The sequence below is a fragment of the Antarcticibacterium flavum genome (genome assembly GCF_006159205.1).
In the GTDB taxonomy this organism is placed as follows: Bacteria; Bacteroidota; Bacteroidia; order Flavobacteriales; family Flavobacteriaceae; genus Gillisia; species Gillisia flava.
Genome location: NZ_CP040812.1, coordinates 1,224,834 through 1,241,460 on the forward strand (window position 1 = coordinate 1,224,834; position 16,627 = coordinate 1,241,460).

The 16,627-nt window shown below is 42.5% G+C and carries 12 protein-coding genes; 7 read left to right on the top strand and 5 right to left on the bottom strand.

Annotated features, from left to right (window positions below; genetic code table 11):
- The first annotated feature begins 439 nt into the window (after window positions 1-439).
- Window positions 440-1,414 carry a ribonucleotide-diphosphate reductase subunit beta gene (locus tag FHG64_RS05130; RefSeq protein WP_139065416.1) on the top strand — a complete coding sequence of 325 codons (975 nt, stop codon included), beginning with the start codon at window positions 440-442 and terminating at the stop codon, window positions 1,412-1,414.
- 62 nt (window positions 1,415-1,476) lie between these two features.
- Complete coding sequence (locus tag FHG64_RS05135) at window positions 1,477-3,144, top strand: ribonucleoside-diphosphate reductase subunit alpha (RefSeq protein WP_139067897.1); 1,668 nt, start codon at window positions 1,477-1,479, stop codon at window positions 3,142-3,144.
- Between the two features lie 2,236 nt (window positions 3,145-5,380).
- Here FHG64_RS05135 and FHG64_RS19970 read toward each other — a convergent pair.
- Together FHG64_RS19970 and FHG64_RS05150 are read right to left on the bottom strand one after the other, a co-directional pair.
- Complete coding sequence (locus FHG64_RS19970) at window positions 5,381-5,776, bottom strand: YkvA family protein (protein ID WP_139065418.1); 396 nt, start codon at window positions 5,774-5,776, stop codon at window positions 5,381-5,383.
- Window positions 5,777-5,907: 131 nt separating this feature from the next.
- Window positions 5,908-6,801 (bottom strand): helix-turn-helix transcriptional regulator, encoded by an 894-nt coding sequence (locus FHG64_RS05150; RefSeq protein ID WP_139065419.1) that lies wholly within the window; start codon window positions 6,799-6,801, stop codon window positions 5,908-5,910.
- Between the two features lie 647 nt (window positions 6,802-7,448).
- Here FHG64_RS05150 and FHG64_RS05155 point away from each other — a divergent pair.
- On the top strand, window positions 7,449-8,081 hold the full coding sequence (locus tag FHG64_RS05155) for a hypothetical protein (protein ID WP_139065420.1): 633 nt from the start codon (window positions 7,449-7,451) through the stop codon (window positions 8,079-8,081).
- 8 nt (window positions 8,082-8,089) lie between these two features.
- On the opposite strand, the gene FHG64_RS05160 is transcribed toward FHG64_RS05155, so the two are convergent.
- Window positions 8,090-8,302, bottom strand: coding sequence for a hypothetical protein (locus FHG64_RS05160; protein ID WP_139065421.1), 213 nt, complete (start codon window positions 8,300-8,302; stop codon window positions 8,090-8,092).
- Between the two features lie 179 nt (window positions 8,303-8,481).
- Here FHG64_RS05160 and FHG64_RS05165 point away from each other — a divergent pair, with 179 nt between their 5' ends.
- The gene (locus FHG64_RS05165; RefSeq protein ID WP_139065422.1) at window positions 8,482-10,026 is read left to right on the top strand and encodes a pyruvate kinase; all 1,545 of its coding nucleotides are present in this window, start codon (window positions 8,482-8,484) and stop codon (window positions 10,024-10,026) included.
- A gap of 393 nt (window positions 10,027-10,419) precedes the next feature.
- On the opposite strand, the gene FHG64_RS05170 is transcribed toward FHG64_RS05165, so the two are convergent.
- Window positions 10,420-10,908: a YqiA/YcfP family alpha/beta fold hydrolase gene (locus FHG64_RS05170; protein ID WP_139065423.1), complete on the bottom strand. Its 489-nt coding sequence runs from the start codon at window positions 10,906-10,908 to the stop codon at window positions 10,420-10,422.
- A gap of 135 nt (window positions 10,909-11,043) precedes the next feature.
- Between FHG64_RS05170 and FHG64_RS05175 the strand changes: the two genes are divergently transcribed.
- The 3 genes from FHG64_RS05175 to FHG64_RS05185 all read left to right on the top strand — a co-directional run bounded on the left by FHG64_RS05175 (window position 11,044) and on the right by FHG64_RS05185 (window position 15,079).
- The gene (locus FHG64_RS05175) at window positions 11,044-11,643 is read left to right on the top strand and encodes a Tll0287-like domain-containing protein (protein WP_139065424.1); all 600 of its coding nucleotides are present in this window, start codon (window positions 11,044-11,046) and stop codon (window positions 11,641-11,643) included.
- An 831-nt stretch (window positions 11,644-12,474) separates the two neighbouring features.
- A complete protein-coding gene (locus tag FHG64_RS05180; RefSeq protein WP_139065425.1) occupies window positions 12,475-14,679 on the top strand; it encodes a PAS domain-containing protein in 2,205 nt (734 codons plus the stop codon).
- On the top strand, window positions 14,669-15,079 hold the full coding sequence (locus FHG64_RS05185) for a response regulator (RefSeq protein WP_139065426.1): 411 nt from the start codon (window positions 14,669-14,671) through the stop codon (window positions 15,077-15,079). The genes FHG64_RS05180 and FHG64_RS05185 overlap by 11 nt, the downstream gene beginning before the upstream one ends.
- 7 nt (window positions 15,080-15,086) lie before the next feature.
- On the opposite strand, the gene FHG64_RS05190 is transcribed toward FHG64_RS05185, so the two are convergent.
- A complete protein-coding gene (locus tag FHG64_RS05190; RefSeq protein ID WP_139065427.1) occupies window positions 15,087-16,574 on the bottom strand; it encodes an aminopeptidase P N-terminal domain-containing protein in 1,488 nt (495 codons plus the stop codon).
- Between the last annotated feature and the right edge of the window lie 53 nt (window positions 16,575-16,627).

Consider the following 16,627-nt stretch of genomic DNA (forward strand, 5'->3'; position numbering starts at 1 on the left):
CCCTCTCCCCTTTTTTTCACCCGACAACAGACAACCCACAACTGACAACCTTTCCAAATCCAGATTATTCTCTCTCCTGAATTTTCAAACCCACAACCTACAACATACAACCTACAACCTCCCCTGTGCAAAACTCTGTTGAAAACAATTCCCTCCCTCGCCAGAAATACCCACTTTGATTCCTATTTTTACTCTATAGATTTTGTAACTGTTGAGTATTACCTGAGGTAATAAACAAGGGGAATCATGTGAGAAACATGAGCTGTTGCGCAACTGTGAGTAATTTAATTACAAGCCAGGATACCTTCTCTACAGTCCAGACTATTACTTTCGCATAAAAAGTAAATGTCCCGTTGCATACTTGTGGCTGCCTGTCACATATCTCCCCGGCACATCTCTCTTTATGCTTTTGAATTATTAACCTAATAACAAAAGTATTATGAGCATTTTTGACAAACGAGTTAACTACAAACCTTTCGAGTACCCGAAGATCCTAACTTTTACTGAAGCCATTAACCGTTCCTTCTGGGTTCACTCTGAAGTGGATTTTACGGCAGATGTGCAGGATTTCCATTCCCACCTTACTCCCAATGAAAAACAGGTGATAAAACGCAGCCTTCTGGCCATCGCGCAAATTGAAGTGGCAGTAAAATCATTTTGGGGAGACCTTTACCTACACCTCCCAAAACCTGAATTCAACGGACTGGGTTCCACTTTTGCCGAGTGTGAATTCCGACATTCTGAAGCCTATTCAAGGCTTCTGGAAGTGCTGGGTTATAATAACGAATTTCAGCATCTTATTGAAACGCCGGTCATAAAGAAACGGATTGAATACCTCTCTGCCGCCCTGGCAAATACCAAATCAACCAATAAGAAAGAGTACGTAACGTCCCTTATCCTTTTTTCAATTCTTATTGAAAATGTCTCCCTCTTCAGCCAGTTTGCGATTATCCTTTCCTTTTCCAGGTTCAAGGGGGTGATGAAGAATGTGAGCAACATCATTGCCTGGACTTCTGTAGATGAGCAAATTCATGCCAATGCGGGGATTTATATTGTAAACAGGATCAAAGAAGAATTTCCGGAGATCTTCAATGAGCAAACCAAAGAGGAAATCCTCGAGATCGTGGCCCATTCCATCGAGGTGGAAGCAGAGATCCTGGACTGGATATTTTCTGCCGGAGAAATTGAGCATCTTGGTAAAAGCGACCTTCTTAATTTCATGAAATTCCGCGTGGATGAGAGCCTTGTGAAAATAGGAATGGAAAAACTCTATCCTGAAACCGCGCTTGGCAGCCAGCCCCTGCGATGGTTTGAGGAGGAGATCTATGCCAACAGCCTGGACGATTTCTTCGCCAAGAGGCCGGTAGATTATACCAAGCATGATAAAAGTATCACGGCAAACGATCTGTTCTAGGCGGTAAAGGCTAATGTTTAATGCTGAAGGATGCAGCTTCAGCAGACAAAAATATATATAAGATGAAAATACAGGAAGTAACAAAAGACAGGTTATGGTGGCTTAATGAGGAAAGTCAGCAAATATTAAACAGGGGATATCTTTTAAAAGGGGAAACCACCCAAGCGGCGATTGAAAGAATTGCCAACGCAGCCGCAAAACGCCTCTTCAAACCCGAAATGGCAGAAGCCTTTATCGAAATGATAGAGCGTGGCTGGATGAGCCTTAGTTCTCCAATCTGGGCCAATATGGGTACAGAGCGGGGACTTCCCATTTCCTGTTTCAACGTGTATGTACCGGATAATATTGAGGGCATAACCCACAAACTGGGCGAGGTGATCATGCAAACCAAGATAGGTGGCGGAACTTCGGGCTACTTCGGCGAACTCCGCGGCCGCGGTAGTGCCGTGACAGATAACGGAAAAAGCAGCGGTGCCACCAGTTTTATGAAACTCTTTGACACGGCCATGGACACAATCTCCCAGGGAGGGGTGCGCCGCGGGGCCTTTGCCGCGTACCTGGATATTGACCACGCCGATATTCGCGAATTCCTGGAGATCAAGAACATTGGAAATCCCATCCAGAATCTTTTCACCGGGGTGTGCGTACCCGATTACTGGATGCAGGAAATGATAGACGGAGATCAGGAAAAAAGGGAGATCTGGGCCAAGGTGCTGGAAAGCCGACAACAAAAAGGACTGCCTTATATTTTCTTTACAGATAACATTAACCGAAACCGGCCGCAGGTCTACAAGGACCAGAACCTTACCATCCACTCCAGTAACCTGTGTTCAGAAATTGCACTGCCATCAACCCGCGAAGAATCCTTTATTTGCTGCCTCTCCTCTATGAACCTGGAGCTCTATGATGAGTGGAAAGACACCGAGGCTGTGAAACTCGCCATCTATTTCCTCGATGCGGTGTTGCAGGAGTTCATCGCGAAGACAGAGGATAATTATTACCTCGCCTCTGCCAACCGCTTTGCAAAACGTCACCGCGCCCTTGGACTTGGGGTAATGGGCTGGCACTCCTACCTGCAAAAGAATATGATCCCATTTGAGGGGCTGCAGGCAAAGGGCCTTACCAATAAGATCTTTGAGGAGATAAGCGCGAAAGCATTGAAAGCCTCCAAAGAACTGGCACATATCTATGGAGAACCGGATATTCTTAAGGGCTACGGACAGCGAAACACCACGCTCATGGCCATTGCTCCCACCACCTCCTCCTCTGCCATCCTGGGGCAAACCTCTCCGGGGATAGAACCCTTTAGCAGCAACTACTACAAAGCGGGGCTCGCAAAAGGTAATTTTATGCGAAAAAATAAGTACCTCAAAAAACTACTCGCTAAAAAAGAGATGGACACAGAAGAAATTTGGCGAAGCATTATGCTCAACCACGGCAGCGTACAGCACCTGCCCCAACTCACGGCTGAAGAAAAAGCGGTGTTCAAGACCTTCAAGGAAATAAGTCAGCTCGAGATCATTCAGCAGGCATCGGTACGGCAGCGATTTATAGATCAGGCGCAAAGCCTCAACCTCAACATCCCGTCCAATCTACCGGTAAAGGAGGTGAACAAGCTTATGATCGAGGCCTGGCAGCTTGGAGTTAAAACGCTCTACTACCAGAGAAGCCAGAGTGTTTCCAAGGAGTTTATTGCGGAGATGGTGACTTGTGCTAGTTGTGAAGCGTAGGAAAAGTGGACAGAGGGCAGAGGACAGAGGACAGGGAAAAGTCTTTAGTCGTTAGTCTTTAGTCGTTAGAGGGTTTTCTGTTTACCGTTTGCCGTTTTCCGTTTGGTGTTTTGGTGTTTGGTGTTTGGTGTTTGGTGTTTGGTGTTTGGTGTTTGGTGTTTGGTGTTTGGTGTTTGTTGTTTGTTGTTTGTTGTTTGTTGTTTAGGGTTAAAAAAAGTGAAAATTGGATAGTCTGAACGCGAAAAAAATAAATATAAACTTCTGGCGCTGTGCTTTTTTGGGCTCCCTTTAGGGCCGGGGCAAAACCAAAAAAGTTTACCGTTTTCTGTTTAGGTTTTGGGATTTGGGTTTTGGGATTTGGGATTTGGGATTTGGGATTTGGGATTTGGGATTTGGGATTTGGTGCCATTGTTGTCCGATTAAAATATGTAAAATTTCTATTAACTCTTTCTATATATAGTCAAAGGACATATCAACATCTACCAGGGGGTGGTTTTGGATTTAAAATAGTTTAGGGAAATTGGAAGTTATGTAGCAGAATGTAAGTAACTATTTTCCAGGCATTCAGATTTAAGTCTAGGTTCTATATTCTAGCAGCGGAGCGGTCCAGACTCTTTTACCGGACAACAATGATTTGGTGCTTGGAATTTGTTTGTTGTTTGTAGTTTGGTGTTTGGTGATTCGGTTTTTGATTTTTTGTTTAATATACTTGGAATATAGCCCCTCAAATTTGGAATTTAGATCAAAAAGAATAGTGGTCAGTAATCTATTAAAGATATGGGATAGAGGGGGATGAAATGACAACCATGAATTTACCAGCCCTGAAAGGGCATAATATACTAGCATCCCGTGAAGCGGGATGATATAATTAATACAATTATTCAAGCCCTGAAGGTGCGTAATAGAAAGGCACCGAACTCACCCATTTTGTATTGCGCCCCTTCAGGGCTTTCTATGGAGGCGTTTTTTTTCGATGGGCTGCACCCATCGCTAATATATTTCGCCCTTTCAGGGCTTACTTCTCTCCAAGCCTTCCCTTATTTCTTATCTTTACTCCGTGAAACTCTAAGCCTTACTCCGTTTTCTCCGTGGTTAGGTTTATTGCAGTAGGTGAGAAACAAAAAACATTCGTGGGCTTATAAATGGTTTAAACGTTTTCTGTTTACCGTTTACTGTTTTCTGTTTGAGATTGGCGTTTGATAAGTTTGATCCCTCAATGCGATTAAAAATTAAAGAACTCAAGTAAAAACCCTTGGCGCTCTTTGCGTAAACCTTAGCGTGCTTTGCGGTTAAGAAAATGGATAGACCATTAAATATTTGAACCATTTACCCTCCGTGAAACTTTACGCCGTACTCCGTTTTCTCTGTGGTTAGGTTTATTGCAGTAGGTGAGAAACAAAAAATATTCGTGCATTCGTGGCTTATAAACGGTTTAAACGTTTTCTGTTTAGAGATTGGCGTTTGATAAGTTTAATCTATCATTGGAAGGCAGGTAAAAACCCTTGGCGCTCTTTGCGTAAACCTTAGCGTGCTTTGCGGTTAAGAAAATGGATATACCATTAAATATTTGAACCATTTACCCTCCGTGAAACTCCGTGCCTTAATCCGTTTCCTCCGTGGTTAGGTTTATTGCAGTAGGTGAGAAACAAAAAACATTCGTGCATTCGTGGCTTATAAACAGTTTAAACGTTTTCTGTTTACCGTTTTCTGTTTAGAGATTGAGCGTTTGATAAGTTTGATCTCTCAATGCGATTAAAAATTAAAGAACTCAAGTAAAAGCCCTTGGCGCTCTTTGCGTAAACCTTAGCGTACTTTGCGGTTAAAAAATGGATATACCATTAAATATTTGAACCATTTACCCTCCGTGCAACTTTACGCCGTACTCCGTTTTCTATGTGGTTAGGTTTATTGCAGTAGGTGAGAAACAAAAAACATTCGTGCATTCGTGGCTTATAAACGGTTTAAACGTTTTCTGTTTACCGTTTACTGTTTTCTGTTTGAGATTGGCGTTTGATAAGTTTGATCTATTATTGGAAGGCAGGTAAAAACCCTTGGCGTTCTTTGCGTAAACCTTAGCGTGCTTTGCGGTTAAGAAAATGAAGACTTAAATTATTATATAAAATGTTTTAGTTAAGTCCGTGGTCTCTGTAAGTTAGTTTATTCAGGACTTTAGGGACCTCCCTGATTGCAAATTAACCAAACCGCGTAATCCGCCTAAATCTGCAAAATCCTTTTACTAAACTTCCTCAGCTTCCTTCCAATTTCTATAATCGGCCAGGTCTACACGCACATATTTCACCAAAGCTGCAATCACAGCGGCGTCGTCAAGGTAGCCTATAACCGGGATAAAGTCCGGGATAAGGTCTATGGGGGAAAGCACATACAGTAAGGCGCCTCCTATGGAAGAGATCACCAGCCACGGCACATCCTTATAGCGGCCCTGGTACCAGTCGCGCAGCAGGGAAAAAAGATCTATAAAATCATCTGTGTATTCTTTGAGGTTGGTAACATTCAGGAATTTCGCAAACAAACTGTCCTCCTTCTGTAAAAGATCCTTCAGCTTCTCTGCTGAAAAATTCTTCTGCCCTTTCTTTAATTCTTTTTCTGCCTTTTCTTCTGAAAATTTTGCCATTGAAACAGGTTTTTACTTTTTTTCTTTAAAAGTAAATATTATCACGGGGAAACCGAAATTTGATCGAGCTTTTATTACTTGTGAAGAGTCTAAGTAAAACGGCCGGTTGTCGTGCTCATCCAGGAAAACCTTTATTTATAACTTTTCAAAGCAATCTCCAGCTGCTTAATTATTTCCTTTTTTAAACTTTCAGGTTCGAGCACTTTTACTGTGTGTCCATAAGAGAGAAGTTCCATTCTAAAATCATAAGTGGGGACCAGGTAATACTCAAACATGTGTTCTTTTTTGTTGCACAACACCTCCTGCTGACTATGGTGTAGTGGCAGGCTGCTTATATATCTCCCCTCCTTCGGGGTAAAGGAGAGTACTACTCTTTGTGGCTCCTCCCCTGTGCCGTTAATGATCCCGAAATGATGTTCAAATTCGGACTGAACATTATAATCCTTAACAGGTTTGAAATTCTTTTGCAGGATCTCCAGGCCGCTCATCCTGTCCAGACCAAAATTCTTTACCACCCCTCCATCTTTTCCAATGAGATACCAGCGATTCCTCGCCTCCTTGATAGCTATAGGTATAACAGTTCGCCTGCTAACAGCGCCGTCCTCAAATTTCTCATAGGTAAATTCCACCAGTCTCTTATGCCTTATTGCGTGCAGGAGTCCGTTCATATGCTCCGTTCCCAGGGCCTTGCGGTTCTCAAACAGCAGGTGATCGCCAAAACTGTTCCCTATTCGCATCGCATTGTAGAGGTCAAAAGTCTCCATAAGCCTTTCACTGTGCTCCTCCCTCCCATCTTCAGCTATATAATACAGGTTACGGGACCTGTCATTTTTTATCAAAATATGATAATCCTGCTCAATCTCCTTTATATCCCGTTGCAAAGTTCTCTGCGAACAGGTTAATTTATCTTCAGAAAGAGATTCCTGTAATTCCAAAAAATCCTGGATCTCCTTAAAAGAAGACGGCCGTTTGGACAGTTGGTGGATGATGAATCTGTGGCGTTGTATTCCTTCTCGTCTGGACATTTGGGTAGTCTTTTTTAGTCGTTTGTCTTTAGTCGTTAGTTGGATGGGTGTTCGGTGTTTGGTGTTTCTCCGTTTGCTGTTTTCTGTTTTCTGTTTGCCGTTTACCGTTTTCTGTTTGCCTTTGGAATTTGGAATTTGGAATTTGGAATTTGGAATTTGGTGCTTGTGGTTAATCCACTCGCTGACGCTCGCTTCTTTCTCTTTTCTTCCTTCTCACATCTCACATCTCACATCTCACATCTCACATCTCACATCTCAAATCTAACAAAAGAATACGACAATAAATGTCGGCAGTTGGAAAAGTTAAAATAGAGGAAGAATGGATTGAATAAAGCAATTAAGCCCTGTTTTCTGTTTTCTGTTTTCTGTTTTCCGTTTACTGTTTAACGTTAAAAGATAATTACGGACAACCTATTAGCTAAAAAAACCTTATACCGTCAACCGACAACCGACAACTTTTTCTACAACCTACAACCTATAAATGACAACCGACAAATTTTTTCAACCTACAACCTACAACCTACAACCTACAACTTTTTCAACCGACAACAGACAACCGACAACTCACAACATTTTTTCCAACCTACAACCAAATACATACTAACCTCCCAAATTCCCCGTTACATCAAATATTCAAACCTCAAACTATGAAAACACCGACTCCCATATTTACCATTCTTGCCATTCTGGCATTTTCTTTTTCCTCTATAGCACAAACGAGATCCCAGGTTAAGACGGAGAAAAAAATTGAAAAAGAGATCCTGAAGCTGGAAAGGAAAACGGAAAAAGCAAATGCGAAAGATTTCAGGGAGATAGCCAAAGCTGAAGAGAAATGGCACCGCGAGCGAGTAAAAGAAGCTGGGGCCCGGGAAAAGAATTATTCCAAACTTGCTGCCAAAGCAGAGAAAGGCCTGGCTAAAGCTGAATATGAACTTTACAGCAGCCGTGCCAGGGAGGAAGCTCAATGGCATGGAGCCCGTGCAGAGGAAGCTGTAAACCGTGGGAAAAATATCAAAAAGAATGGGGAAGGCTGGAACAATGAAAGGGCGGCTGTGGAAGCCGATTTGGCCGAGCAGCGTGCAAAAGACGAGGAAAAATGGTATCGCGACCGCAGCAGGATTGCTGCTAAACAGGACAGGGCCCTCCTTAGAACTTATGCGAAGGAAAATCGTAAAATGGCCAAAGCTGAAAGAAAATTATATAAGGCCAGAGCTAAAAGTGAAACCCGTTACTACAGCAGAAAATCAAACCAGGCTGGAAGAAGGACCGGTGGCATATAAGCAAAGGTCTAATCCTCTAATTTTAGCTGTTTCTCCTTCTCCATAATAAGCATTCCAGATGTTGTAGGGGTAGCATCATCTGCCACCACGGTAGATTTTCGGTTAAACACAAGAAGAAGGATGATTATGAGTACAATTGCAACTGCAGTCCAGATCCACCATCTGTTTCGGTTATCTTTAAATTCATTCTTTTCTCTGTTGTCTCTATCTGTATTCGCCATAGTGCATATTTTAAAATATAGGGATCACATAAAGTTAGGAGTCCTTTAAGCATAAGCGAAATATTTAACCTTGTTTCACGTTTTTTTAGCAATCGTTGTAAAATTCCTACAGGGATCAGCAACCAAATGAGCTTGTCCGCTATTATCAAATTCTCTATCTTCAGGAAAGAATTTGGCTTATGACTATTACGGAAGCTCAGATGAATTCTCTTATCCTTCAGCTTGAAAAACTGAAGGATGAGATTATGGACAGGGAAATTTCCTATTCCTCTGTATACTATAAAACTCTCCCCCCCAATAATCTCGAAAGCGCGAGGAATTTGCTGCATTACCTGGCTTTGCGCAGCTTTGACCTGCGGCCATTGCAGGAGGAACTTACCAACTACGGATTGTCCTCCCTGAGCCACGCTGAAGCTTTTACCCGGGGTAATATTGAAAACATCCTGCAGCTGCTCTATAGAATTTCCGGCAGGGAGCCATCGAATAAATATAAAAACACCATTCCTATCCTAGATTATTCTTCGGGAAGAAAGAAATTACAGGCTAATACCACCGCGCTTTTTGGAACCCCATTTCAACCGGGCTCCAGAATTATGGTAACGATGCCAGATGAGGCCGCAGATGATACTACCCTTGTGGAAAACCTGCTGCTTGCAGGAATGGATATTGCCAGGATCAATTGCAGCCATGGCTCCCCACAACTTTGGAACAAAATGATCTGGAACATTCGCCAGGCGAAAGTTGCACAGGGAAAGAAATGCCTTATCCATATGGACCTGCCGGGTCCTAAGATAAGGACTGGAAAAATTAGCTCAAAGCTCATTTCGAAAAAAAATAAAAAGAAAGGCCCGGGTATCAGGCTTTATACCGGGGATATTCTTGAAGTATATAAAAGACCAGTAACGGGTAGCAAGGCCAGGCGAAAAAATGGAGAGGTCGTTACCCCGGCACGTATTTCGGTTTCCCTGCCGGAGGTATGGTCAAATGTGAAGCCGGGAGAAAAGATCTATTTTGATGACGGTAAAATAGGTGGAAAAATCATAGAGGATGCTGAAGAATTCATTTCGGTAAGGATCACCAGGGCCAGGCCAGAAAAGGGGAATTTGCTGCGGGAAGACAAAGGGGTGAATTTACCTGAAACAAACCTTAACCTGCCCTCACTCACCGTGGAGGATCTCGAGATCCTGCCATTTATTTGTAAGCACGCAGATATGCTGGGTTTTTCCTTTGTAAGAAAGGCGGCAGATGTGGAGAGAATGCAACAGGAACTGAAAAAACTGAACCAGGAGGACTTTCCTGTTATTCTGAAAATTGAAACCAGCGAGGCCTTTAAAAATCTGCCGGAGCTATTATTGCAAAGTATGCGCAGCCCGGTTTACGGAATCATGCTTGCAAGGGGGGACCTGGCTATTGAAGTTGGCTTTACCCGCATCGCCGAAGTGCAGGAACAGGTCCTGTGGCTTTGCGAGGCGGCACATGTTCCCGTAATTTGGGCTACCCAGGTACTGGAAAATCTCCTGAAGGATGGGGTAGCCAGCCGGGCCGAGATCACAGATGCCGCAATGGCCGTTCGCGCAGAATGTGTGATGCTGAATAAAGGCCCCTTTGTTGAAAAAGCAATGAAGGCAATTCGAAATATAGACAACAGGATGATCCAGCACATGTCCAAAAAGCACGGTGCCCTGCGGCCGCTGAATGTGGCAAAGGATTTTTGGGAGAGGTAAATCGAGGGAAGTGGATAGTGGAGAGTGGAGAGTGGAGAGTGGAAAGTGGAGAGTTGGGTCGGGTTAAAAAGTTGTAGGTTGTAGGTTGTAGGTTGAAAAGTTGTCTGTTGTCTGTTGTAGGTTGTAGGTTGTAGGTTTTAGGTTTGCAGGGTTTTTCTGTGTATTTAGTAGTTTAACCATTTAAGAAAAACTATGAGGCCTTTATTTTTGGGTTGAAAATTAGAAATTTTCCTTTAGCCGTCTTATACTGTTGTCATCCTGAACGACGTGAAGGATCCCTACCTTGGATGCAGGTGGAAGTGATCGTTACGTACACAAAACACCTAACTATAATTAGGAAACCTGCTGTTCCTAAAAACTGTATACAATATACAGTATATAGTATACGAGGAACTAAACTTTCTCCAAAAACGACCTGACTTCAGCTTCAAAGACATCCAGAGGAATATTATGGGTTAGGCCCGGCAGGATGTGGAGGTGAAAATCTGTGTGCTCATTGTAAGCTTCAGCAATAAACTTTAGAGTTTCCCCTGGATTTACCACATCATCTATGGCGCCAAGGAGAAATTGTTTAAGCTGTTTTTGCTCAATTTTCGCTTCCGGCACCTCCTGCTCTACAGTTCTTTCTGCAAGGGCAGGATTGAACATAAGTGCGGGTTTATGTAAGGAAATAGAGACATAATATGCTGCAAAACCTCCCATACTGCTGCCTATGATCACATCTGGACCCTTCCCTTCCAACTGCTGCAGGATTGTAGCTATAGCACCCGGGTTTTGGTAATAATTTACCTCGGGGCTTATTACCTCTCCAAATTTCTTAAGGATCTCTCTTTTTTCAGGACTTAATTTACTATCCAGCCCATGTATATAAACGATCTTCATACTCTCTTTTTTAATTCTATCAAATTTAAGAATTAGCGGCGTCAAACCACGTCGAGGAAGAGATAAATAAAAAAATCCCGCATCGGCCAATATTTTATTCTGAAGGAGTATCTTTAAGTATGAAAATCAATTCCAATGAAAAATTTTTTATTGATATGCCTTTTTTCTGCACTGCTTTTCTCCTGCAGGGAAAAAGAAACAACAAATCCAGAACCTGAACCTGCGGCAGAGAATACTACTGAATTTAATAAGGAAGATGTGGCTGAAAAGGGAATGAAATATGCACAGACAACCCAGCAGTTATTGGCCCAAAACCTTCTTAAAGCTATTGGGGATAAAGGAACTTTACACGCTGTTGAATTTTGCAATGTCGAGGCGATGCCCCTTACCCGGAAAATGGAGGAAGAACATAATGCCTATATAAGAAGGGTGAGTGACAGGAATCGCAATGAGAAGAATGAGGCAAGCGAACAGGAACTGGATTACATTGAGCATTTTAAGGAACAAATAGCCACAGGTAAAGATCCTGAACCCATTGTGATCACAGAAAATGGCCGTTCCAGGTTTTACGCCACAATCCTAACCAATAAAATGTGCCTGCAGTGCCACGGCAAACCAGAGCAAATGAAACCGGAAGTAATTAAAAAGCTGCAGGACCTCTATCCTAATGACAAAGCCATTGGATACAGCGAAAATGAAGTAAGGGGAATGTGGAGTATTGAGTTTGAGGAGTGATGGGTTGTCGGTTGTGGGTTGTCGGTTGTCGGTTGTTGGTTGTAGGTTGTTGGTTGTTGGTTGTCGGTTGTTGGTTGTAGGTTGTAGGTTGTTGGTTAAAGGTTTGTGGAAAAGTGGAGAGTGGAAAGTGGAGAGTGGATAGTTAGGACGGGTAAAATCTGTGTAAAAAGAATGAATTGACTCCGGCGTCAATTAAAAATTCCAAATTTTAGATCCTCACGTTTCGCGGAATCCGCTTAAATCTGTGTACTGTATTTTCTAATATCAAATTTGCACCTTTCCCACTAAAAAATTAACGGCAAACAAAAATTTTATAAAAAAATAAAAGAATTAACAAACGATTGCGGTTTTCCGTAAAGGAGTTTCAATGTTTTATTTTAAATTTACAAGCCTCATTATTAAAAATGCTTAACTACATCTTTTTCTTTTTCCTATGCTTTGGCTTGATCTGGCTTCTTCTCTCTGTGAAAAGCAACCGGGAGCAGCGTGCTTTGATTGAAAAAGAACTTAAATCAATAAAGAAATTACACGATAAAAATTCCTGCGGAACCCCTTCTGCATGATAACAATTTTCCACCAATCTTTGATACTAACCGCATTTTAACTCAAGAGAATTTCTGGCACTTAATCCTCAAAGAGTAGTCAATTTCCTACGCAAATTTCTTAAAAATCTCCCAAAAGCCCTCCAAAACATCTAAAAATTCTGGTAAAACGAATATTTTATACTAGTTTTAAGCTTACTATATAAATGTTTAACCTACACAATAAGAAGATAATGCGATGGTATTGATTACTTTTGCACGCTAAAAATTATAATCCCCCGGTACGCCTATGGTCGATTATTTACAGGTTTTTAATTCCTTACCTCTACCCTGCCTGCTACTTGAGCCCGGCAGGGAAACTTTTTTTATAGCAGGCGCAAATTTGGCTTTCCAGAATAAGACAGGAATATCAGAAAGCGACCTTTCCGGCAGGCAAGTCCGGGAGATCTGGGCGAAGGAAAGCAGGGATAAAAACTCTTACGGCTACCGCCTCACCTCCACCCTGAATAAGGTTATACAAACCGGCAGGCCTTCTATTTTGGAGGCTGGATCTTCTGAAATTCTACCTGATACAGAAACTGCAATGGGTAAAAAAAACTGGCAGATCGAAAATATTCCGGTAACAGGTGAAAAAGATGTGGTTCAATATATATTGCAGATCCTGCACGATACTACTTCAGAAGTTTTTAGAAATAAGGAACGCACTTTCAATGAGGAGGATTTAGACTATAACCTGGAACAGGCAAGGTATTTTATCAACCAAAATCCAGATGGACTATATTCCCTGGACAGGGAGGGGAAGTTTTTAAGTGTGAATGACGGTCTCGTGAATATGGCAGAATTTTCTGAATCAGAGCTTTTGGAGATGACCTTCTTGCCATTTTGTGCACCCCATCACAGGGAGTTCGTGTTAGATCATTTTAACAGGGTAATTCATGGAGAACATCAACAGTTTGAGGCAGATTTCATTACCCGTACAGGTAAGCAAATTGTGCTTGAAGTAACTCTGGCTCCTATGGAGATTGAAGGTAAACTCGCAGGTGCTTATGGTATTGCCAAGGACATTTCCAGGCAACACAGGGCTGAAGAAACGGTACGCCATCAAAAAAATGAACTGTTGCAAAGTGAAAAAAAATTCAAGGCCTTAGTACAGGAAGGATCTGACCTTACAGCAATCCTCGATGAGGAAGGAAACTACAAATTTGTAAGTGCAAGCACAAAAAGAATACTTGGGATCTCCCCCGTTCATTTTATCGGTAAAAATGCTTTTGATTTTATTCATCCGGAGGATCAAGACCGGGTTCAAGCAAAATTTAGTAAAATGGGTGACCAAAAGCAAATGGAAATTGCCCCTTACAGGTTCAGGGATGGTCAAAATAAATGGCGCTGGATTAGAGCTACCGTTACCAATTTATTGGATGAACCCGCCATCCAGGGATTTGTTGCAAATTCATCTGATGTTACAGAAAGCGTTGTAAATGCCGATAGGCTCGAACAGCTTTACCAGCGTTACCGGCTTGCTGCAAGTGCTACAGGTGACCTCATTTACGACTGGGACCTGGAAGCAGATAAGGTGAAGCGGTATTTTGATGGCAGGGATAAACTCTTTGGTTATACTGAAGCCCAGGTAGACCAGAAACATTTTTGGAAAGAACATATACATCCTGAAGAACTGGAGGAGATAAAGAATACGCTGAATTCCACCCTCGCAAATCCCGAGGCTCACACCATTAAGACCCGGTACAGGTTTCGTAGGGCAAATGGCACCTATGCCCAGATTATAGACCGGGGCCATATCGTAAGGGATGAACAGGGAAAGGCATTAAGCATTATAGGTGCAACCAATGATGTAAGTGAACTTACAGAGAAGCAGGAGGCGCTTGAGATCTCAAACAAGAGATTTAGCTATGCAATGAAGGCGACCAAGGAAATGATTTGGGACTGGGATATTTCCAACGATATGATAAAGAGGAGTAAAGCCTTTAAAAAAGCCTATTCTTACCAAACCCGGGAAGATACTGTCTATAACTCATGGTATGACAAAATCCATCCAAAGGATCGGGAAAGAGTGATAACCTCAATAAATTATGCCCTCGACAATACAGATATCCAAAAATGGAGACAGGAATACAGGCTTATAACCAATCCCGGGGAAAAATCTCATGTGGTTGACAGGGGCTATATCCTGAGGGATGACAAAGGAAAAGCTATAAGAATGGTAGGTGCCTTGCTTGATGTAACCGAGTCCAGGAGGTTGATGAAAAACATTAAAAAGCAAAATAAAGTTCTAAAAGAGATCGCCTGGGAGCAGGCTCATATAGTGAGGGCGCCGCTGGTGAGGCTAAAAGGCCTTATGCAACTGCTGGATGCCGAATGTTATGAGCTATGGACCAGGGATTGCCTGCTGGAAAAGATGCAGGAGACCGTAGAGGAAATGGACGATATTATCAAAGGAATTATTCATAAGACAGAGGAAATTGAGAGTGAGGGATAAGTACTTACAAACCATCATAGTAGATGATGACCAGGTTATAGGCCAAATGCAGCTCTTTATGCTTAAGAAGATGGGTATTGAAGATCCCAGGTTCTTTCTGGATGGGAAGGGAATATTGGACTACCTGGATTCAGAAGAGAACACAGGTCAGGAATTTTTCATACTTCTCGATCTTAACATGCCCGGGATGAATGGTTGGGACTTTCTGGAAGCAATAAAAGATAAACCCTATGCTTATAAGCTGCACATAGTTATAGTCACCTCCTCCTTATTCAGGGATGATATTAAACGCTCCAAAAATTATCCCCGGGTCATTGGCTATTTTCAAAAATCATTAAGTGTGCAGGAATTTAAGGAGATCATAGCCCTACAGGAAGAGATCCCGGTTCCAAAAGATTAAGGATTTTTTAGTCCAGTTGTGGCAATACGAAAGCTTCCAAGGGACTTTTTTCCTTCATTAGCGCTTCGATCTCCTCTGCCCGTCGTGGTGCTTCAGCTGAAAGGTTTACCGGGCCATTCTCAGTAATAAGTATATCATCTTCGATCCTTACTGCAATTCCATACCATTTAGGGTCACAATTACTCCCTTCAGGAATATAGATCCCCGGCTCCACCGTGATCACCATATTAGGTTCAAAATTCTCTCCCAGTCCAGGGTCGTGAACATCCAGGCCAATATGATGTGAGGTCCCATGAGGAAAATACTGGCGTGCATCGGTTTCATCCTTCGCAATACCCAGTTTAACTAAGCCTTCATTAATAACCTTTCTTGCAGCCGCATCCGTGGAGCGAAATGGGTTCCCAACCACAGAGGCTGCAATTCCCGCCTCCTGTGCCTCATAGACCAGGTCGTAAATTGCCTTTTGTTCCGGGTTGAACTTTCCATTGGCAGGGATGGTACGGGTCACATCTGCCGTGTAACCATGGTACTCAGCCCCCAAATCCATAAGTACAAGGTCATCGCCTACTTTTGTTTTATTATTCTCAATATAATGCAGCACGCAGCCATTATGGCCACCTCCAACAATGCTGGGATAACCTTCATATTCACTGCCATATTTTTTATAGACGTATTCATGAATCCCCTGTATCTCGCGCTCGCTCATCCCGGGGTGCATGGCCTTCATCACCTCCCGCTGTCCCATAGCCGATATTCGTACTGCTTTTTTAAGCAGCCCCAGTTCTTCTTCGGTTTTTATTTGCCGCAGCTTTGCCATATACCGCCTTACACTTCTATTGTCAAGGTTTGCTCTTTTCACCGGCAAACTCCCACCTGTTTTCAGCTCCTTATCAATAGCCGTAGTGGCTCCATCTTCACTTTCTTCAAGGTAATATCCTGTTTGTTGTTTGAAAGATTCTACAAGGCTAAAAAGATCGGCAGGATCCCGTGGATTGTCCCTGTAGTCATCGGCAAAACCTTTGAACAACACTTCATCAAAAGTTGTAAAATCTATACCAGATTTTAGGAATTCCTTGCCATTATAAACCTGTACAAAACCAAGCTTTTCCTTCGCCCCTTCTGTTCCCAACCTGTAGCCGTTCCACTGCTCTGCCTGCGGATTTTTTTCCTGCACATAAAGCATCTCATTATAGACCTCGCCATTTTTACTTTTTTGATCCTCAGAAAAAATGACCAGTACCGCATGCGGCTCCTTATATCCTGTTAAATAATAGAAATCGGGATCCTGGTGGTAGATATAATCCACATCATTGGCCCGGTTTCTCACGGCATTGGCAAAGAAAACCGCAACAGAATTTGGCGGCATTTGTTCCCGAAGGGCTTCCCGTCTATCCTTATGGAATTGAGCTGAAAGATAATCGGCAGGCAGATCTTCCTGAGCGTGGGAGATGATAATAATTATTAAGCTGAAGAAAAGGGTGAACAAGGTTCTCATAGCAGAAATTTTGAAAAAGGAAAAATAAGAATATTAATCCTTTGTACAAACAG